This window comes from Amphibacillus sp. MSJ-3 (assembly GCF_018919165.1).
GTDB lineage: Bacteria > Bacillota > Bacilli > Bacillales > Amphibacillaceae > Amphibacillus.
The window spans coordinates 1-20,997 of sequence record NZ_JAHLQM010000039.1; the positions used below are offsets into that span (position 1 = coordinate 1).

General features: G+C 36.2%; 20 protein-coding genes. 1 reads left to right on the forward strand and 19 read right to left on the reverse strand.

Going from position 1 to position 20,997, the window contains the following annotated elements; genetic code table 11:
• Positions 1 to 154 precede the first annotated feature (154 nt).
• The 17 genes from KQI76_RS10275 to purR all read right to left on the reverse strand — a co-directional run bounded on the left by KQI76_RS10275 (position 155) and on the right by purR (position 17,841).
• The gene (locus KQI76_RS10275; RefSeq protein ID WP_253288907.1) at positions 155 to 715 is read right to left on the reverse strand and encodes a hypothetical protein; all 561 of its coding nucleotides are present in this window, start codon (positions 713 to 715) and stop codon (positions 155 to 157) included.
• Positions 716 to 1,240: 525 nt separating this feature from the next.
• Positions 1,241 to 1,636 carry a S1 domain-containing RNA-binding protein gene (locus KQI76_RS10280; RefSeq protein WP_216400224.1) on the reverse strand — a complete coding sequence of 132 codons (396 nt, stop codon included), beginning with the start codon at positions 1,634 to 1,636 and terminating at the stop codon, positions 1,241 to 1,243.
• A gap of 79 nt (positions 1,637 to 1,715) precedes the next feature.
• Entirely contained in the window at positions 1,716 to 2,096 is a 381-nt protein-coding gene (locus KQI76_RS10285) for an FtsB family cell division protein (protein WP_216400225.1), read from the reverse strand.
• A gap of 16 nt (positions 2,097 to 2,112) precedes the next feature.
• Positions 2,113 to 2,682 carry a spore cortex biosynthesis protein YabQ gene (gene yabQ, locus KQI76_RS10290; protein WP_216400226.1) on the reverse strand — a complete coding sequence of 190 codons (570 nt, stop codon included), beginning with the start codon at positions 2,680 to 2,682 and terminating at the stop codon, positions 2,113 to 2,115.
• Positions 2,679 to 2,981 (reverse strand): sporulation protein YabP, encoded by a 303-nt coding sequence (gene yabP / locus KQI76_RS10295; RefSeq protein WP_216400227.1) that lies wholly within the window; start codon positions 2,979 to 2,981, stop codon positions 2,679 to 2,681. Before yabP ends, yabQ begins: the two co-directional genes overlap by 4 nt.
• A 330-nt stretch (positions 2,982 to 3,311) precedes the next feature.
• Positions 3,312 to 3,578: an RNA-binding S4 domain-containing protein gene (locus KQI76_RS10300; protein WP_216400228.1), complete on the reverse strand. Its 267-nt coding sequence runs from the start codon at positions 3,576 to 3,578 to the stop codon at positions 3,312 to 3,314.
• Between the two features lies 1 nt (position 3,579).
• The gene (gene yabN, locus KQI76_RS10305; RefSeq protein WP_216400229.1) at positions 3,580 to 5,049 is read right to left on the reverse strand and encodes a bifunctional methyltransferase/pyrophosphohydrolase YabN; all 1,470 of its coding nucleotides are present in this window, start codon (positions 5,047 to 5,049) and stop codon (positions 3,580 to 3,582) included.
• 84 nt (positions 5,050 to 5,133) lie between these two features.
• Positions 5,134 to 6,702 (reverse strand): putative polysaccharide biosynthesis protein, encoded by a 1,569-nt coding sequence (locus KQI76_RS10310; RefSeq protein ID WP_216400230.1) that lies wholly within the window; start codon positions 6,700 to 6,702, stop codon positions 5,134 to 5,136.
• A 205-nt stretch (positions 6,703 to 6,907) separates the two neighbouring features.
• Positions 6,908 to 7,441, reverse strand: coding sequence for a stage V sporulation protein T (gene spoVT / locus KQI76_RS10315; protein ID WP_216400231.1), 534 nt, complete (start codon positions 7,439 to 7,441; stop codon positions 6,908 to 6,910).
• Between the two features lie 199 nt (positions 7,442 to 7,640).
• Complete coding sequence (mfd, locus tag KQI76_RS10320) at positions 7,641 to 11,165, reverse strand: transcription-repair coupling factor (protein WP_216400232.1); 3,525 nt, start codon at positions 11,163 to 11,165, stop codon at positions 7,641 to 7,643.
• A gap of 105 nt (positions 11,166 to 11,270) precedes the next feature.
• Entirely contained in the window at positions 11,271 to 11,501 is a 231-nt protein-coding gene (locus KQI76_RS10325; protein WP_216400233.1) for an anti-sigma-F factor Fin, read from the reverse strand.
• Between the two features lie 102 nt (positions 11,502 to 11,603).
• Positions 11,604 to 12,161 (reverse strand): aminoacyl-tRNA hydrolase, encoded by a 558-nt coding sequence (gene pth, locus KQI76_RS10330; RefSeq protein WP_216400234.1) that lies wholly within the window; start codon positions 12,159 to 12,161, stop codon positions 11,604 to 11,606.
• Positions 12,162 to 12,557: 396 nt separating this feature from the next.
• Positions 12,558 to 13,193 carry a 50S ribosomal protein L25/general stress protein Ctc gene (locus tag KQI76_RS10335; protein WP_216400235.1) on the reverse strand — a complete coding sequence of 212 codons (636 nt, stop codon included), beginning with the start codon at positions 13,191 to 13,193 and terminating at the stop codon, positions 12,558 to 12,560.
• Between the two features lie 310 nt (positions 13,194 to 13,503).
• Positions 13,504 to 14,457 (reverse strand): ribose-phosphate diphosphokinase, encoded by a 954-nt coding sequence (locus KQI76_RS10340; protein ID WP_216400236.1) that lies wholly within the window; start codon positions 14,455 to 14,457, stop codon positions 13,504 to 13,506.
• A 21-nt stretch (positions 14,458 to 14,478) separates the two neighbouring features.
• Positions 14,479 to 15,855, reverse strand: a complete 1,377-nt coding sequence (glmU, locus tag KQI76_RS10345) for a bifunctional UDP-N-acetylglucosamine diphosphorylase/glucosamine-1-phosphate N-acetyltransferase GlmU (RefSeq protein ID WP_216400237.1) — start codon at positions 15,853 to 15,855, stop codon at positions 14,479 to 14,481.
• Positions 15,856 to 16,036: 181 nt separating this feature from the next.
• Complete coding sequence (spoVG, locus tag KQI76_RS10350) at positions 16,037 to 16,327, reverse strand: septation regulator SpoVG (protein WP_216400238.1); 291 nt, start codon at positions 16,325 to 16,327, stop codon at positions 16,037 to 16,039.
• 689 nt (positions 16,328 to 17,016) lie between these two features.
• Positions 17,017 to 17,841, reverse strand: a complete 825-nt coding sequence (gene purR, locus KQI76_RS10355) for a pur operon repressor (RefSeq protein WP_216400239.1) — start codon at positions 17,839 to 17,841, stop codon at positions 17,017 to 17,019.
• Positions 17,842 to 18,296: 455 nt separating this feature from the next.
• On the opposite strand from purR, the gene KQI76_RS10360 reads away from it, so the two are divergent.
• Entirely contained in the window at positions 18,297 to 19,214 is a 918-nt protein-coding gene (locus KQI76_RS10360; RefSeq protein ID WP_216400240.1) for an FMN-binding protein, read from the forward strand.
• Positions 19,215 to 19,376: 162 nt separating this feature from the next.
• Here KQI76_RS10360 and veg read toward each other — a convergent pair whose 3' ends face one another.
• On the reverse strand, positions 19,377 to 19,643 hold the full coding sequence (gene veg / locus KQI76_RS10365; RefSeq protein WP_216400241.1) for a biofilm formation stimulator Veg: 267 nt from the start codon (positions 19,641 to 19,643) through the stop codon (positions 19,377 to 19,379).
• Positions 19,644 to 19,844: 201 nt separating this feature from the next.
• Positions 19,845 to 20,702, reverse strand: a complete 858-nt coding sequence (gene yabG, locus KQI76_RS10370) for a sporulation peptidase YabG (protein ID WP_216400242.1) — start codon at positions 20,700 to 20,702, stop codon at positions 19,845 to 19,847.
• Positions 20,703 to 20,997: the final 295 nt, after the last annotated feature.

Genomic DNA, 20,997 nt, shown 5'->3' on the forward strand with positions numbered 1-20,997 from the left:
GCTCGCTTCCTTCAGATTCCGCGTCACCACGGACACCCTTGCGTTAGGCTAACCACTACTTCTGCCTTCATGGCTCGGGACTCTCACCCTAGAGATTACATCCATGCCAGGCACACTAAAGAAAAAAACCTCCACTGAATGGAGGTTTTCTTTATTATTCTACTATTGTTTCGCCTTCTACAGTTCCTGCAATATCAGCAGAAGCTTCAACATCTTCATTGGCAAAGATAATATCACCTGTAACAGTTGATGTTTCATGTAATTGGAATCCATCAGCTTCAACATACACATCACCATCTAATGTTCCACCCTGGAAGTTTAAGTTTTCACTTTGGACAACGAGTCGTGGAGTAGTGATCGTATATTGAGCAGTAATATTTTTATCTTCATCTTGATCATAAGCTGCTATTTTACGATAAATATCATTAGCTTCATCAGCTTTATCGTGGAAAGTACCTGTAACTACTAATTCATCCTCTAAAGTTAAATCTTCAGTTGCAATAATAATCCAAGTTCCATTTTCACCTGCCGCAGCATGCATACCTTCTTCATCAGTTACAAATGAAGCAGCGGTTACTACATCTGTTTCATCAGTAGTCTCATCAGCTGTATTATTGTCTGCTGTATCTTCCTCTACATCATCATTACCACCACATGCAGCTAACAATCCAACAGCTAAAATCATAGCTAAAAACAGTTTGAATTTCAATTTCATTGCTTGTCCCTACTTTCTTTTGTTTAAAGATTGTACAATGTTGTACAATCTTTATCATAGCATATTTTTATACATTTGTATATATAAACACTTTTATATTTGACAAGTGTATTAACTATCTTTAACAAATTAATCTTCACTTAAACATAAAAAGTTACTATTATCATTATGTGTATAATAGTAACTTTTTATGTTTAAATCATTTTATCACAGCGTAACTATCAGTAAGACTCCCGCTTCAAGTATTCGAAGGAAACTAAGGATTATAAGTGGGAGATCAACTGACAGTAGCAGTCCGATTCGTTCAAGGGCCTTTGCCTTTAGGTCATACCCTTGAAATAGTAACAATTGACTTCGATGGGACGAGTAAACGTAGTCCCAGTCCCAATGAGTGGGGATGGGGAAACGCAGACTTAACCGACTACGTCCTATAGGCCCAACTCCCACTGATTGAAGATTCACTTTATATCATTAATTATAAATGCAGTAAAGATGATCTGATCTTAGGTTCCATTAGACAGCAAATTAGCCTTTTCTAGCACCTCTTCCTCCACGTTTCGATTCGGTGTGCTTGCGTAAAGATGCTAAACGATCTTCAGATTCCTTCAAGAATCGGTTCATTTTTGCTTCGAAATTCTCTGTTCGTTCTTGACTAGATTGTTGCTTACGACGTCCTTGATTAGGGTTATCTTTAGCTTTTTTTATCGATAAACCAATCTTTCCATCTTTTTCGACATTAATCACTTTAACTGTAACTTCATCGCCAACAGTTAAATGCTCATTAATATCTTTAACATAATTATCGGCAACTTCACTAATATGAACGAGCCCTGTCTTCCCTTCACCCAATTCAACAAACGCCCCAAAATTAGTGATGCCTGTCACCTTGCCCTGCAACTTGCTGCCTACTTCGATTGACATAAAAAAAATGCTCCTCCTTAAGATTTTAAAAAAACAGATATATTACTACATATATTATAGCCACGCATTGAAAACTATGTCAATAAGCAGGCGCCTCTTCTAACAGTTTAAAAACAATTTCTCCTTCTTCAGTAAAGAAATAATTAGTTTTGGCAATTCGCAAAACATAAGATTCATCTTCTAATAATTTTATTTCTTCTAATAATGATGTTTCTTCTGCCTTTAGCTCCTGCTTCTCCTCTTGTAATGATTCATATTCTGCTTGTTTTTCTCCATAAAGCTCCCTTTGACTCATATGATACGTTAAAAGACTAAAGAAGAAGATCAATACAATGGTGCCAAACAATATAAGTCTTATTCTTAAAATACGTTTCCTTTTATTCTGGCGTTCCATATGTGCATCATATCGATTCATATAAGGTGAGTTAATTCGAGATACTTTATCTGTTCTATTTCTCATTACCTGATATCCTCCTTTAATCTTTTTTTCGATTCATTATTATATTCTCTATCTTATAAAAAACCCCTGCTGGTTTCTTTAAGTATTTTTTCATCTTTTCAGGGATAATCATCATTATAGGTGTAAAAATCCATGCCACTATTTTAAATAAAAACAAGAAAGTTTTAACTACTATTAGTATAGCAAGATTAATGATAAATAAAAAGCCACGACTAACAAGAATAAAGGGTTTAATAAGTATTAAATTAATTATACGCCCAATCATGGTGAAAATCCATCTAAATAAACCAATGACCCTCTCTAATATAGCTTGGTACAATTGACGAAAGCTAAAAAAGTAAAAGTAAAAGCCGATCACAATTGCTAATATAAAATAAAAACGAACTTGTCCACCATTTATTTTAACCAAGCTATAAAAGATTAAGAGACTTTGAAAGAGCCAGAAGAAAAATTGAAATATAAATTGAAACACTTTTTTACTTTTCAACATTTGAATGATACATTCATTTGTATCAAACATACAACCTAAGTAAAAACCAACGATAAGCATCGTAAAAAAGGAAGCAAATTGCATCTCAACGGTCATTTGAATAGTTTTCCAAGGAGGCTTTTTGTTTGATCGTTATGATGATCATCTAAATAAGAAAAGTCAATTAATTTCCCTTTGATCTCTACCTTTCCCTGTGTGACATCTAACGTTTTAATTTGAAGATTTTCCCCTCTTATCATCAAATAACCTAAGACTGTTTCCAATAGAAATTCTTCATTATCAAAACTATCAACTTCTTTAACCCCGGTGATCTCTATCATTCGTCGATTACGTACTTTAACCTCATGATCTGTCGATGGTGAAGGTGTTAAGTAATGGTTCGTTTCTTGTCTCATTTGAGTCCCTCCTTTAATATCAATAATATGATATGTAAGAGAAACACAATTTAGAACGGGTTTCAAATTATACTAGAATGCCCATATCACAGATGCATGATTCAGTTTCTCCCATTAAGGAGTAACCTTTACTACAAATTAACCGACCGTTTGAACCTCTTTTCAATCATACTAGAAAACGACCCAAGAATAAGTACGGAGGAGAAGAATACCTCCACTCAGTATGGATCCACCTTATATCAAAGGCGTAAATACACTTTTGATTCTATATTTCAATGCTAGAACATTGCATGATCGGTCAGCCAAACGGTAGAACCACAGAAAGTCTGACTAATCCTCTTTAGCTACTTGTTCTTCTTTAATAATTGTGTAGAGCTCTGTTGCCGCTTCTTTTTTAGTGGATTCTTTTAACTCATTTACTCGAAGTGTGACTATCTTCTGACCAAATTGGATAACCAATTCGTCTCCAATCGCTACTGGTGATGAAGCTTTTGCCTTATTCCCATTAATGGTAATCCGACCTTGATCAGCTACCTCCTTTGCCAGTGGTCTTCTTTTAATTAGACGGGATACCTTTAAAAATTTATCTAGCCTCATATTAATGTCCTCCTCCATTAGATTTCATTTTCTTTGCCTCTTCCCATAACTTATCTAACTCTTTTAACGAAACTTTAGTTAGATCCTGTCCTTGCTTACTCAACTTTTGTTCAATATATTGAAAACGTTGAGTAAATTTTTTATTTGTTTGTCTTAAAGCCAAATCGCTGTTTACTTTATAATGCCGTGCCAAGTTAATGATTGAAAATAATAAGTCTCCTAGTTCTTCTTCAATCTCTTTCACTTGTCCTCCTTTTACAGCTTCACGGACTTCAACTAATTCTTCTTCAATTTTTAAATAAATCGCTTGTGGGTCTTGCCAATCGAAACCAACCTTTGCCGCTTCCTTTTGTAACGCATCAGCCTCAACTAAAGTAGAAGCTGATTTCGGAATTCGATCAAGCATTGATATCATACGCTTCTCCCCTTGTTCTTCGGCCTTTATAGCTTGCCAATTAGCGATTACAGCCTCTGCATCATTCACTTCTACATCACCAAAAACATGAGGGTGCCTCCGGATCATTTTCTCTACAAGCGACTGAATCACATCATCGATCGTAAAATAACCATTATCAGCACCAATTTGACTATGGAGCATCACCTGAAGCAGAACATCCCCTAATTCCTCAATAATATGAAAATCATCCTCCTCATTAATTGCATCTATGAGTTCATAAGCTTCTTCGATTAAATAAGGACGAAGACTTTCATGTGTTTGTTTTTGATCCCAGGGACAACCATTCGGTCCTCTTAAGGTTGCAATCACTTCACGTAATCGATTAAATTGATGTGTTAAGCTCTCCTTTTCAATCGGCTTAACATAGACACTTGTCAGGTTACTTAGATGAACGCTTTGATCTAATTCAACTAATGGGATCGGATTAATCTGTTCAACAGAACTACCAGCCGCTTCGACAACAAGTATCGGATGCTCTGGGGGTAAATCCTCAAGTAAAGTCAATTTAACCTCTGAGGCAATCATTTGATCATAGACCTGACAAAAAATAAGATGACTTGTATAATCAATTTGCGCACGCTCAAAACTTGTTGCATCCAAAAACTGAAATCCCCCAATTGGATCAATGGCTGTTGCTGTAAATAAATCATCCAAATAACTTTGTCCACCTATTATTTTAATTTCAACTTCTTCTTGTTCTAGCAATAGTTGAACTGTACGCTCTGCCAGCATCGGATGGCCAGGCACAGCATATCTAATTTCTCCTAGTTCTTTAGCCTTTTCGATTAATTGGCCCACAATCTCCTGATACACCAGATCAAATTGATCATATAATTGATAAACCGAATCAAATGTTTGATACTCTAATCCTTCCTTCTGAAGTGTTTGAATAACCGGATGATCTTCAGTTCGGACAAATAACGGTATTTCCGCTTCCGTTATTTTTCGATAAATCCCTAAACTTAGTTGGTCAACATCACCAGCACCAAGACCAACAACTTCAATCTGATTCATTTTCCACCCATCCTTTAGTCTTTTTCTTTTAAATCTTTATCTGGAAAATTACATTAATCTTTCATTCGCCTCTAAGTAGCCATTTCAACTTCCCTCTTGCTTATCTTTTAAAAACGGCAAGACTTGGCGCTCTTCTTTAGTAAATACAGAACATTCTTCCAAACTAAAAAAATAAATTAACACACCAAGAACAATTAATACCAAGAGATATAGAAGTTGTCCTATCCTAGTCAATTGATAAAATAAGGGCTTCGCTAGCCCATGAACAAAGAAAACAGATCCAGCCATTAATACGAGTGAAAGGATAAATCCTTTCCACGGGATTTGGATATACTTGGCCAGAGGAAATAACTTATTTAGCTGGATCAAATTTAATATTAAGATGGTCACTGCCGCTAAAACGGTAGCTAAAGCAGCACCTGAAATTTGAAATTGTGGGACAAGTAAAAAGTTGAGCACACCCTTAACAATGACCCCGATTAAAACAAACAGGGCTGTCCGAACAATATGTCCAAACCCGTGCAGGATAGAGGCTGTCGATATACTCAAAGCAGCAAAGACAATCGTGACAGTGAAAATTCGTAAGCTGGTACTTCCTATATTCTCTTTGAATAATAGCATATTAACTTCAGGAAATAAGACAATTAAGCCAACCGTGGCACCACTAGCTATATATAAAGTAAATCGCCAGGTACTTGCAATATAACCTAAAAATCGATCCTGATCATCTGATATTCTTGCTTTTGTTACCGAAGGGATCAGGGCAAGTGCTAGGGAAGAGGCAGAGACAATCCCTAGCTGAGCTAAGGGTTGGCCTCGATCTAAAACACCTTTTAATACTTGAGCCTCAGCTAAGGCCATTCCTGATTGTCTTAATAAAGGAACTAAAGTAAATGCATCAACAAATTGAAGTAATAATAACAACATATGATTGATTGCAATGGCTATCCCATAACCAACAACAGCTATAAAAAGAGAATGTACAGTTTGTCTCGTCCCATTATCGATTGCCTGTTCACTTGACAGTCGCTTCCGACAAACCAGTAAAGCAATAAGAGCACCGATACTTCCACCAATACTTGCCCATGCCGTCCCAATTCCAACATCATACAGTGATCGGTTGGATGTTGTTACAAATAAAGCGGCACAAATAATCAAACTTACACGAATGATTTGTTCAATCATTTGTGAAAGGGCAGTTGGTACCATATCATTTTGCCCTTGGAAAAGGCCCCGTAAAGAGGAAATAGCCGGAAGTAATAAGAACGGAAATGCACTTGCTCGTAATCCTTGTGTTAAATCATTGTCGTCCATTAAATCAGCGATAAAAGGTGCACTCAAATAAACTAACAAGAACACGATCATCGAAAATAACAAAAGCTGGCCAAAAATACGAAACTTTAGTCGTTTATTGGGGGAAGCAGATTGCTCAGCAATCAATCGCGATATCGCAGCAGGGAAACCGTATAAGGCTAAGGTCATTGCCATACCAATAAAAGGGTAGATCTGCTGATAGACATAAAAGCCAATATCCCCTGTTATATTTTGCAAAGGAATTCGATAGCCAGCACTCAATACTTTACTAATTAGACCGGCATATGTAAGTAAAAAAGCACCTTTAAATAGTTGGCGCTGTTCTGTCTCTTTATCCATTTATATAGTACCTTTCTTCGCTTCAAATTCACTTCCATTATAGCACAGTTGATACATCATTAATAAAAAAGACTCCCTTCTTTGCGGTCTAATCAACAGGACTTATCCGAAAAGACTTTTCACAAAATGAAATAATCCGAACAGCCAATTTGTGACAGGCCATTCGGATTATTATGAAACTAAGCTAATTTTATCCTAGCTAATATTATTGCATTTGTTTGCCTAAGAAATTAGCAGCTACTTCTAATGTTGTTTTTTCCTCGTTTGTAATTTTATCATCTTTGGAGAAAATAACGATTGCACCAACAGGATCACCATTGGCAATAATCGGCTGAATAATATAGGAAGCATTGATTATGGATTGATCTTTCACTAATTCTAACGCAACAAATGAGTCTTTTACCAGTGGTTGGCGCTCTTCCATTACGCGCTCAATTAAATTTGAAATGCTTTTACTTAAGTAATCTTTTTTATTATTCCCAGCCGCTGCAATAAACGTATCTCGATCAGAAATTAAGATTGTTTTATTTAATGACAGGTACAATGCCTCTACATATTCTTGGGCAAAATGGCCGAGTTCTTGAATAGGGGAATATTTCTTTAAAATAACTTCTCCTTCTCGATCAACGAAGATTTCTAACGGATCACCTTCTCTAATTCTCAATGTTCGTCTAATCTCTTTAGGGATAACAACTCGTCCTAGATCATCAATTCTTCTAACAATACCTGTTGCTTTCATATGTTTGACCTCTCTTCTTTAACTAAGTAATTTTTTTCTACGTATAGCGAAGCAATTAGAAAAGTTAAGCTTGTCGCAATATTCGTCTAGATAACCTATTGCTTTTATTTATACTATAGAATTATATTCCCATTTTCTAATAGTATAAACATTTCAATGTACATTTAGTATGGTTATCCATATCGGGAACTATACATCATTATCGTTTTAATTTTTCTAATGATGATAAAAATGAACGAATATATTCATAACGTTCCGGGTGATTCCTCTTTTGGAAATTAAAAGTAACTTTTAGCTTGTTTTTCTCTGTTCCCAATAATATCATCTTACCAAAATCCATGGCATAGTTAAACAATTTCCCTCCATCAATTGTTTGAGTCGCTTGTTCATCAAAGATCATAATAATTTTATTTTTTAATTCTCTAATGGTTTCAACACGTTCTGTTCGAGCAACTACCCTCAACTGACAGACCTTTAATAAATCTTCGACCTCTTTTGGATAATCACCAAAACGATCAATTAACTCTTCTTTAATGTCTTCAATTCCTTCATTACTATCTACTGATTGGAATCTCTTATACATATTAATTTTTTGTTTCCCATCTGAAATATAGTAATCAGGAATATATGCTTCAATTGTTAAGTTTAATTCAGGTTCAATTGGCTTATCTAAAAGCTGGTCCTGGTTTAGTTTTCTTTTTTCTATGGATTCTCTTAACATTTCAGAATACATATCAAATCCAACTGAATCAATAAAACCATGTTGTTGAGCACCTAATATGTTACCGGCACCTCGAATGGAGAGATCTCGCATCGCAATTTTAAATCCCGAACCTAATTCGGTAAATTCTTTAATAGCCTGCAAACGTTTTTCCGCAATCTCTGATAAAACCTTGTCTTTCTGGTAAGTAAAATAAGCATAAGCGATTCGATTACTTCTTCCCACTCGTCCTCGCAATTGATAAAGTTGGCTTAGTCCCATTCGATCAGCCTGATCAACTATAAGCGTATTGACATTTGGTATATCAACACCTGTCTCAATAATCGTTGTACTTACTAATACATCATACTCACCAGCCAAAAAGGCGATCATCACATTCTCTAACTCTGTTTCATTCATTTGCCCATGAGCAACGGCTACCCGTGCATCATCAACAAGCATTTCAATTTCCTGTGCTTTCCTTTCAATATTTTCAACCCTATTATAGAGAAAGAAGACCTGGCCTCCCCGACTCATTTCCCTTTCAATCGCTTCTCTTAAGAAAATTGGATTATATTCAATCACATATGTTTGAATTGGAAAACGATTAGCTGGTGGTGTTTCAATAACGGATAAATCACGAACACCTAACATTGACATATGAAGTGTTCTTGGAATGGGTGTAGCTGTGAGTGTTAGTACATCAACATTTGTCTTAAGTTGTTTAATCTTCTCTTTGTGTTTAACCCCAAAACGTTGTTCTTCATCAACAACTAATAAGCCAAGGTCTTTATAGATAACATCTTTTGATAGTAGTCGATGGGTTCCAATCACAATATCAACAACACCTTCTTTTAAGGCCTTCAAAGTGGACTCCTGTTGTTTCCGTGTTCGAAAGCGACTTAATAACCTTACCTCAACGGGATAGTCCTGAAAACGCTCTAAAATCGTTTCATAATGTTGTTGTGCTAAAATAGTTGTTGGAACAAGGAACGCAACTTGTTTTCCTTCTAATACAGCTTTAAATGCTGCCCGAATAGCTACTTCCGTTTTACCATAGCCAACATCGCCACAAAGCAAGCGGTCCATGGGGCGTGGTTTTTGCATATCTTGTTTAATTTCTTCTATACTTCTTAATTGATCCTCTGTCTCTTGATAAGGAAAAGCATCTTCAAATTCACGTTGTAATAGGCTATCTTCACTATAAGCATAGCCTTTCATTGCTTCTCTTTCCGCATAAAGTTTTATTAATTCATCAGCAATATCTTCAACCTTAGATTGGACTTTATTCTTTACTTTTTTCCACTCAGTTCCACCGAGTTTATATAGTTTTGGTTCCTTTCCTTCTGAGCCAACGAACTTCTGGACCAAATCGATTTGGTCAATTGGAACAAATAACCGATCATCACCATTATATTTTAAGAGCATAAAGTCTTTATGAACACCCTGAACCTCCAAAGTTTCAATCCCAACAAAACGCCCAATGCCGTGATTAACATGAACAACATAGTCTCCCTCTTTTAACTCCTGATAACTTTTCATGCGTTCAGCATTTGATAACTTTTGTCTTTTTTGTTGACGTCTTTTTGTTTTTGCTTTAAAAATCTCTTGATCTGTTATAACCGCTATTTTATGAAGTGGTAATTCAAATCCAGTGGTTAAATTGCCAACCATAATCACTGGTTGCAAAACAGGGAGTTTTGTTGTTTGATCTGCTAGTCCAACTTCAATTTGGTAATCGGCTAAAATGGATTGGACTTTTTCTGCACGTTGCGGGGTTTGAGCAAGGAAAATGACAGAATAGTTCGCTTTACGCCAGCGTTTTATTTCGGTCTGTAGCAAGTTCATTTGCCCATGAAATTGTTGCATTGCTCTGCTTGATACATTTACAATATTTTGTGGCGCTGTATTAGCTACATGTCGTAAAAAAACAGATAAATATACTTTTTGCTGTCTTATACTTTGCCAAATATATTCCCAGTCGTATGATAAGTTTAAATCCCTAACCATTTTCTGATCAGCTAATAATGATTCGATCAGCTCAAATTCCTCTTGATCAAGGTGTTCGGCTGATTCTTGGATTCGACCAATTTCATCGAGAAATACGTAACCATCTTCTCCTAGGTAATCTAGTAAACTATTGGGCTGATCATAGAAGTATCGACTATACTTATACATATCTTGAAATTTCTCATTCGCTCTAAGTTGATCAATTTCATGACTAATATGTTGATGAAGCTGAGTCTTTTTCTGAGCATCTTGCATTTTGCTTAAAGAATAAGACAAACCTTCCTCTAATCGATCGGCTGTTCGACTCATATCTTGATCTAGTAATAAAGATTCAATCGTTGGTTTAATTATTATATGCTCCATTTTTTCTAACGAACGTTGAGTCGTTGCATCAAAATATCGAATCGAATCTACCTCATTATCGAATAACTCAATTCGAAGTGGATTTGTTTCAGTAATGGGGTATATATCGATTATCCCTCCGCGCATACTAAACTCTGCCGGATTAGATACCATTTCGACACGATCATAGCCCATTCTGACTAACATAGCTAAATCATTTTCAATATCAACTTCTTGAGCAATTTTATACGATAGGAGAAAGCGCTCCCAATAACTTTCGGGAGGTAAAACGCGTTTAAGCGCTGCAACAGGGGTAATTAATATACCATCTGTTTGTTCTAGCCACGTTGTTAATGCAGTTATTCGTTGACTTCTTAGTTCAGGACTTGAAATAGCCATCTCTGCGACAAGTAATTCATTTACCGGATAAAAATGTACGCGATCCGGATCAATAATTTCAATTAAATCATCATAAAATTGTTGAGCTTGCGACAATTGATTTGTCACAATAAGCGCACGTTTTTTTATTTTTTCATGAATAGAGGCAATCCAAAAACTCCTTGCAGAGCCAGATAATCCAGTGATCAGCTGTTCATTCAAATTCGCCTCAATTCCAGTTACAATCGACTGTATATCATCGTGTTCTGATATATATTGATCAATTCCTCTCATTTTTTCCCCTCCAAAGGTTTAACACACATTCACCCTCTATATACGTGCAAAAATGCCTTGGTTATAAAAAAACCAAAGCTTCGTATTGATTGCATTCCCTTATTATTAGTGTATGAAGTAATCCATTTCGTGATAACTCGGATAATGATACAATGCTGATTCGCAGCTTTCACAAATGACATAAACATCGGCTTCGTTAGGACTATAATATTTGATCATCCTTTGTCTTTGATCAGTAGTTAAGTGGTTTAGTCCTAATTGTTCAAGATTCAATCGATCATGATTGAGATCAGCAATTGTTGTATGGCAATGTTTACAGCGATAATGAATCAACACAATTGATTACCTCCTAGTTTCATACTAGTTTTAGTATTTCCGAACAAGAGGTAGTTATACATTTTTCATTTAGATGAACACACTACTCAATATATATGTTGCCTAATTATATTCATTCATCACTTCTAGAAAAGGCTTTTCTAACCACATTTCACAAGCTGCAGCAGAACGTTGAATACTTTCCCTAACCTTTCCTTCTTCATCTTTAGAAAAACGTCCTAATACATAGTCTATCACTGTCATATTAGGATTAGGCCGATCAATCCCAATTCGAATTCGGTTAAAGTCATTCGTTCCGATTGCACCAATAATTGAACGCATCCCATTATGACCACCGTGACCACCCGTTTGACGTAATCTAATTTTTCCACTAGGTAAATCCAAATCATCATAAATCACTAATAGCTCATCAGGATTAATTTGATAAAAGTCCATTAATGGTTTAACGCTATCACCTGATAAGTTCATATATGTTTGTGGTTGTAGAAGGATCACTTTCTCTCCTCCAATAAAATCCATGGCATAATGACCATTAAACTTTTTCTTATCTAATGACCAACCTTGACGCTTTAATAACTCATCAATAACCATAAATCCTATATTATGTCGTGTCTGACGATACTTTTGACCAGGGTTACCCAATCCAACAATGCATTTCATTTAATTCCCATCTTTCTAATTTTCATATCCAGATCATATTTTACTTACTTTTCAAATAAAAATAAAGTCATTCCTTAATCAAATGAAACTCCTACCAGTAGGAGTCTTGCTGACAGTTACACTGCGATAGAAAGATTATCGCCGATTGACTGACTATAGAAATCCGTCTACGTAAAAGGGTCACATGATGCACTCAAAGTGAGCACGATTTAATGACTAGCTTAACGAATCACAGAAAAAAACTTCATATCATGTTTAAGAGGCTGGCAGGGTATTCCTGACAGCCTCTTCCCGAGCAATCGGGCCGTTACTGTCAGTTGATCTCCCACTTACAATTCTTAGTTTCCTTCGAATGCTTCAAGAGGGCGTCTTACTGACAGTTGCACTGCGATAAATTTATTCTTCTTCTTTTTCACCTTTTTGATCTACAAGTTCTGGTTCAACATTTTCATCTTCCTCAGAAGGCTCTAAATCTTCTTCTACATCTGGAGCTGTAACTGTAACAATCGTTGTATCTGGATCATCTAAGACTTCATACTTTTCAGCATCTTTTAAATCAGCTACCGCAATTGCATCTCCAATTGCTAATTCTGACACATCTATTTTAATGACTTCTGGTATATCAGCAGGTTTTGCTCTAACTAAAAGTTCATAAAGCGGTTGTTGTAAGACACCACCTTCTTTAGTACCAGGAGCCTCTCCTTCTAAAACAATTGTAACTGATACGTCCATTTCTTGGGACATATCAACAACATAAAAGTCTGCATGGATTAATTGTTCTTTAATTGGATCCACTTGATATTCATGAAGCATAACATCAACGGCTTCACCCTGTTCTACATCTAAAGTAATGATAGCATTTCTACCTTCGTCACGGACAGTTTTCAATAATTCAATACTATTTACAGCAATCGTAAAAGGGTCTTTTTTATTACCATATACAACCGCTGGTACAGAACCTTCTTTTCTCAATTGATTTGTATTTGATTTAGATAAATCATCCCTACGTACTGCTTTTAATTTTACCGCCATATTTTTCATCCTCCATATTTTTTCAATTAGCTTGATTCGTAATTTCCGCCTTAACTTAAGAAGTGCGAAAGTTCGCTCATCTATCGTTTATTTTCCTTGGCTTGCCGACAGAAAATAATCCACAACTTTACTTGGTAAAAGCTATCCACTAATATAAGAAACTTTTGCTGACCAATCATACCATCACTAATCGTTTCTTAAACAAACCAATTATTGATTATAAATAAACATAAGCATTGCCTCTCATTTAAAACAATTCAAGCTATAAAAACTCTATATGTTTATACATATTAAACACTTTTTTTGAAAATTAATCAAATAATACACTAACAGGTAACTGCTCATGTACTCTAATAATTGCTTCACTAATGAGTGGGGCTACTGACAAGACTGTTACTTTATCTGTTTTCTTCTCTTCGGTTAAAGGAATTGAATTTGAAACAACCAGATCTTTTATTGGGGATTGTCCAATTCTCTCCATTGCTGGACCAGATAAAACTGCATGGGTACAACAAGCATAGACATCAACGGCACCATTTTTAATGAGTGCGTCTGCCGCCAAACTAATTGTTCCCGCTGTATCAATCATGTCATCAATTAAAATCGCTGTTTTCCCAACAACATCACCAACAATATTCATAACTTCTGCTACATTCGGACGTGGACGTCTTTTATCTATAATAGCAATCGGTGCTTTCAACCGCTCCGCTAGTTGACGCGCCCGTGATACGCCACCATGATCAGGAGAAACAACGACAACATCGTTTAATCCTTTTGATTCCCAATAATCACCGAGAATAGGGACACCTACTAATTGATCAACAGGAATATTAAAAAAGCCCTGAATTTGTGGTGCATGTAAATCCAAAGTGATAATTCGCGATGCACCAGCGATTTGTAATATATCAGCAACTAATTTCGCTGTAATCGGCTCTCTTGGCTTTGCTTTCCGATCTTGTCTAGCATAGCCATAGTATGGCATAACAACATTAATAGTTGCTGCTGATGCTCGTTTTAAAGCATCAATCATAATTAATAGCTCCATAATATGTTGGTTGACAGGCGCGCTCGTTGATTGGACAACGTAGACATCACACCCTCTAACGCTCTCTTCAATATTGATTTGAATTTCACCATCACTAAAAGTTGAAACCGAACACCGCCCTAATGGTACCCCTATCTGTTTAGCAATGTCTAAAGCCAAATCCGGATTAGAGTTAAGCGTAAATACTTTCAAAGTTCGATCTTGATATCCCCTTGACATTTAGTCAAACCTCCATATCATCTATTTTGATAATTTATTAAATTTCTTAGCATAATCTGCCTTATTCATCTGCTTCGCTCGTGCGATCGACAGAGCCTCATCGGGTACATCTTTATTAATCGTTGAGCCAGCTGCGACAAATGCGCCACGCCCAATTGTAAGTGGTGCAATGAGATTGCTATTACAACCAATAAAAGCCCCATCTTTAATTGTTGTCTTATATTTATTTTCCCCATCATAGTTAACAGTAATCGTTCCGCATCCTACATTAACGCCTTTTTGAATTTCCGCATCACCGATATAACTTAAATGAGATACTTTACTACCGATATCAATTGAGGATTTTTTCACTTCAACGAAATTACCGACTTTTACCTCATTATTAATTTCTGAGTTAGGACGAATATGTGCAAACGGACCAATATTAACATGTGAACCTATCTTACTTTGATGAACAACACTATGAGTAATCTTTGTTTCCTCACCAATTTGACAATCTTCTATCTCACTATTCGGACCAATAATCGTTTGACTACCTATCTTTGTCACGCCACGTATAATCGTCCCTGGTTCTATAACAACGTCTGCCGCTATTTCTACTGACGGAGTAATATAGGTTTGGTCAGGGTCAACAATGGTAACCCCATTTCTCATATGTTGCTTATTAATGCGCTGTTTCATTATTTTTTCAGCCTCTGCTAAAGCAACCCGATCATTAATACCAATTGTTTCATTTGAGTCACTTGTTTGATAGGCAGTCACTTTCTCATCTTTCATCTTAGCAATCTCAATAACATCTGGCAAATAGTACTCGCCTTGTGCATTATTGTTTGTAACTAAAGTTAAAGCATCAAACAGAAATTGATTATCGAAACAATATGTGCCTGTATTAATTTCTGTTATTAATCGTTGATCAGGAGTAGCGTCTTTCTGCTCAATAATTTTCTCCACATCTCCTGATTTGTTTCGAATAACACGACCATAACCTGAAGGATCGTCCATTATAGTCGTTAAAACCGTAACTTTGGCATTTGTTTTTTGATGTTGATCAAATAACTTCGCTAAAGTTTCTTTAGTTAACAAGGGGGTATCGCCACAAACAACCAATGTTGTCCCCTTTTTATTTGCTAGCAATGCTTCTGTTTGCTGAACAGCATGCCCCGTTCCTAGTTGCTGCTCCTGAAGAGCATAAAGAGAACGCTCCCCTAGTTGTTCTTTTACTTTTTCCGCACCACAACCGACCACGGTAACTACTTTCTCTAAATCAAGTGCTTCTAATTGATCCATAACATGTTGCACCATTGGGCGCCCCATTACTGGATGGAGCACTTTATATAATTTAGATTTCATTCGAGTTCCTTGACCAGCCGCCAAAATAATCGCATATCTATTTGTCATGCAGGAAACCTCCGTCCATCATATGACCTATCCTTAATAAAAATTGCCTGCCATTAAAATTATACCACTAAAAAATATATCTTAAAAGCACCCTAATTTCAACACTAGGGCAAAATAATTTATGTTTTTGCTCATAGAAAAAGTCTAATCGATCGATTAGACTCTAATGACAAAAATGTTTTTATGATACCCCTGCTTCTTCTAACTTCACTTCTACTTGATTAACTTGTTCATACTTAGCTAAAACAGCATCTTGAATTTTCGCACGCATATTAGCATTTATCGGGTGAGCAATATCACGAAACTCACCGTCTGGTGTACGTTTTGATGGCATCGCAACAAAAAGACCATTGTTTCCATCAATGACTCGAATATCATGAATAACAAATTCATCATCTAGTGTAATAGATGAAATTGCCTTCATTCTACTATCACTATTAACAGTGCGTAATCTTACATCTGTCACTTCCATTATGTTCACCACCCTTTTCCTTACACTTATTTAGAGATAATTTCTACAAGATCAGGCAATATCCCTGCTAAATTTGATAAAATTTTAAAAAATATTTTAAATTTATCCCTTTTTGTGAACATTTTATTACCATCACCAATGATTTTTCAGTTTCTTTCATAAAATAAGCCGCTTTGGTGGGACGAGTATCTGCAGTTGCAGTCACAGGCCCGATTTGATAAAGTGAGTCCTCACCCAGTGGAGCTTTTCTTCACCCCCACTGAATAAATGGACAAATCAGACTTTTTCTGTATTAATCTACGATAAGAACTGATCACTCGTCTTAAAAAACCATTCTGATTTCTTAATACTAGTTTAAAAGATTGATGGCAATTTTAAAAAAACTTACTTAAGAGTTAGGCATATTACGCCACTTCATAAGTAAGTTTAAATTAATTATCGCAGTGCTACTGTCGGTAAGACTTCCACTTCAAGCATTCTAAGAAAACTAAGTATTGTAAATGGAAGATCGACTGACAGTAACGGGACGAGTAATCGCAAATCACTTCGGTGGGACGAGTAACCGCAAGTCAGTTTGATGGGACGAGTAACCGCAGTCCCAGTCCCAGTCCTAATCCGTGGGGATAGAGGAAGGCAGACTAAACCCACCAGGCCCTGTATACCTAACCCCCACTGATTGAAACTTCACTTTATCTATATTCTTTTGTAAAGAAGTTCCCCTTCCCTACTTCAATATGTTTGTTCTTTTCATCAACATTCGATATTTGCAAAAGAGAAGTATAATCTGTTACCACTCGATCATCTTCCTCATCTTCTGCTTCAGCTAAAACGCCAATGGCCGCTACTGTAGCATCAAACTCTTTTAATAAGTTCTTCATACCATCAATTGTTCCGCCGGCTTTCATGAAATCATCAATAATACAGACTGTGGCCCCTTTGCTTAAACTTCTTTTTGTTAAGACCATAGTTTGAATTTTCCGTGAAGAACCAGATACATAATTAATACTAACAGTTGATCCTTCGGTTATCTTAGGATCTCGTCGCGCAATAACGACGGGGACATTTAAAAATGAAGCAACTGCATAAGCCAATGGAATCCCTTTTGTTGCAACTGTCATAACCGCATCAATATTTAAAGGTGCAAATGCCGTCGCAAACAGCCTACCAATTTGTCGAACAGTTGCTGGCTCTCCTAAAATATCACTCATAAATAAATAACCACCGGGGAGGATTCGTTCTGGATCTTCCAAACGTTCAGCTATTGAATTAATAAAATCCAAACTTTTGTCTTCAGCATATTGAGGCACATAGCGAACTCCGCCAGCTGCACCTGAAACCGATTCGATATATCCAATTCCCTCTACCTTCAGCATTCTATTAATAATAGCTAGATCTTCGCTGATTGATGATTTGGCTGCATCATAACGGTCAGAGAAGAAGGGTAGCGCAATAAGTTCCAGTGGGTGTTCTAATATATAATGCGTCATACCAATTAGACGATCGCTTCTTTTCATTATTTCACCTCTAAAACCGAATGTTTTTTTATAAATATATCATTTTATCCGTCTTTATTCAAGCTAATCATTATTCTCTGAATTTAATGAACTTAGATAAAGAAATTGGTCAAATATCTGAACTACCTAAAAAGACAACGCTGTATCCTTTTTTAAAATAATTAGTATTCATCTTTGGACATACTTGTTCAAAAAACGGAAAATCAACACATTTACTATTAAGCTTGTATAGAAATTAGAACTATGTATCATACAGTTTATCTATACTAAATAAATAGACTGATAATTACCAATCTTCTGAGTTTGGCAACACAAAAAGCCAACACTTTTTGCTTACTTTGTGACAAAGATGTGAAACATTAAAATTTATCTAGACTTTTTAGTATTTAAAAGCTTATAATTCTGTTTGTGAATGTTTGAACTTTTTTGTAAAGATTTATGAGGAGGAATTTATGATGAGAAAAAAATGGTGGTTATTAAGTTTAAGTGCATTATTTGCTCTACTCTTAATAGCAGGATGTGGTTCTGATACAAAAGAAACAACTGATACACCTGATGAAGGGGAAACAAGTCAATCTGATGGGGAATCTGAAACTACTAGTTTTGAACCAGGTTCTTATGAAGATGGTCTTTATTTTGCACAAGAAGATGACTTTTCAGAAAATAGTGGTTGGAAGTATATGGTCACTTTAGAAGTTGAAGATGGTGAAATTGTTTCTGCAGAATGGAACGGTGCACATAAGAATGGTGGTGTTGATAAAATTACTTCATCTTCTTCTGGTGAGTATGGTATGGTAGAAAATGGTGACGCCCAATCTGAATGGCATGAACAAGCAGAATTAACCGAAGCTTATTTACTAGAAACACAAGACCCAACAGCTATTGAGTACTCAAGTGATGAAGGTCATACTGATGCAATTTCTGGTGTATCCATTCATGTTGCTGAGTTCTTTGACCTTGCTAAAGAGGCATTGGCAAATGGCCCAGTTGAAAGAGGGATGTACAAAGACGGTGCATACTATGCTGAAGAAGATGACTTCTCCGAAGACTCTGGTTGGAAATATACAGCTAGTCTAACTGTCGTCAATGGTTACATCGTTGCAGCCGACTGGAATGGTATCCATGAAGATGGCGGCGATGATAAGGACACGGTATCTGCTAACGGTGAATACGGTATGGTAGAAAACGGTGGCGCCCAATCTGAATGGCATGAACAAGCAGAATTAGCTGAAGCATATTTATTAGAAACACAAGACCCAACAGCTATTGAGTACACAAGTGATGATGGTCACACAGATGCGATTTCTGGTGTAACAATACATGTTTCAGAGTTCTTTGAATTAGCTGAAGCTGCATTGGCAGATGCAAAATAAGTAATTAAAATGATTTATTGAATCTTTTACCGCCATATATAGATATATGTGGCGGTTTTTTAATCTCATTAGAGATAAATAGTGTATAGATCAAATGTATGATGACAAAGGAAATTTACTTGTTACTTTTTAAACAAACAAAAAAGAGCAGTTATTAAAAAATCACTGCTCCACAACTGATACTGAACTTTTATCTTCGATGAAGTTTAACTCTACTGTCTCTGTTAAAATATCTGCATAGCTGTATGAAACACGCTCAAAGGCATTTTCATCTTGATCCAAGGCTACAATAAAAACCGAAGGATACGTTTCAGCTAGTACTCCATGGCGTTCTATTGTCTTTCTTCTTCCACCATTCGCAATGAGCTTAAGGCGTTTTCCGATCTGACCATCTAAAACACGTTTAATTTCAACTAAAGTTTTTGCCACTATACTCCACCTCTCTAGGACAATTGTAGCATAAACCATACCGTAAGTCAATAAAATATCTCATTATAACAGGATGACATTTTATTTGTCAATACATTTTATTTTAATCTTACTTAAGTTCACGACTTTGTCAATTATTTGTTAGTATTATGGCTCTCCTTAGTTAAAATATTCATCAAGTGGATGTTAATTTTCATTTTTTCATTCTTCTGCCAGATATGGCATCCCAGTACGTAAAAAGCCACGTGTTTCAATACCTCCTAAGCCTTTCTCACCAGTAAGTGTATTTCTTAACACATCAGATACCGTCACTTTATCCATAAACGATGTATAAGCAAGTTTAGCCGTTATATAGACAGGATCTAAGGCATGAATATTAATTCTAGAAGGTGAGCTAGCAAAATTAGCACCCGCTCGAATAATCGATTGGAAATGCGATTGACAAGCCCCAGCGAAAATAACTAATTGATCTAAATTAGATTCAACCCTTCTCGCTTCCCGTACTGCCTCCACAAAATATTTCGAATGACGGTAAGCTTTTAAATCACTTTTACTTCCCCTCTTTTTAGAATACGCATCATGACCAGTAATAACCACTATGTCAGGTTGAATTCGTTTAATTAAACCACCAATTTCCGCTGGCATATCTGTTTCAAGTATATATAGGCCATGTACCTGTAACCCTATTCTTTTATAGAGTTCAATACATTTCTTTAAGTATTGTTGATCCCCATCCAGATGTAAAACACGAGCAGGGAGTTGAAAATAACTCTCCTGCTGATAACCCTCAGAAGCTTCGTATGTTCGCTTTTCTTTCATCAATTGGTAATCCTGCCTAAACAGACGAAAAGAATAATCAACTTGTTCTTTCGCATTTTCTCGATACTTTTGCTTATCACGTTCAGTTACCTTTTCCAAGTCATTTAACGGCGCATCCGCCTCTAAACGTAAATCTTCACCATGAAGGATTGCAATATTCCCATCAATTGAACCAATTCTAAATAGAATATCGTGTTGATGTGATACCCGGGTAACGAGGTCTCCGACAACAAAGTCCACATTAGTTGCCCCCTTTCATTCTAACAATAGCCTATGATTTCGATGAAAAGGGTGTGCATTGCCTAAATAAAATCCTTCTAGATAGCTTAAAATTGATAATGGATCGATAAGAATATTACGAAGTACCACTGTAATAAAACCTTTATCTGCTAATCTCTGTTGATGATTTCCATTAAATCGAGTAGGAGGAGGCGGTTAGCCTCCGTCCTCTCACACCACCGTACGTACGGTTCCGTATACGGCGGTTCAATTAAGATTTATAACGCAAAAATTCATAACGGTCATGTAGACTTCG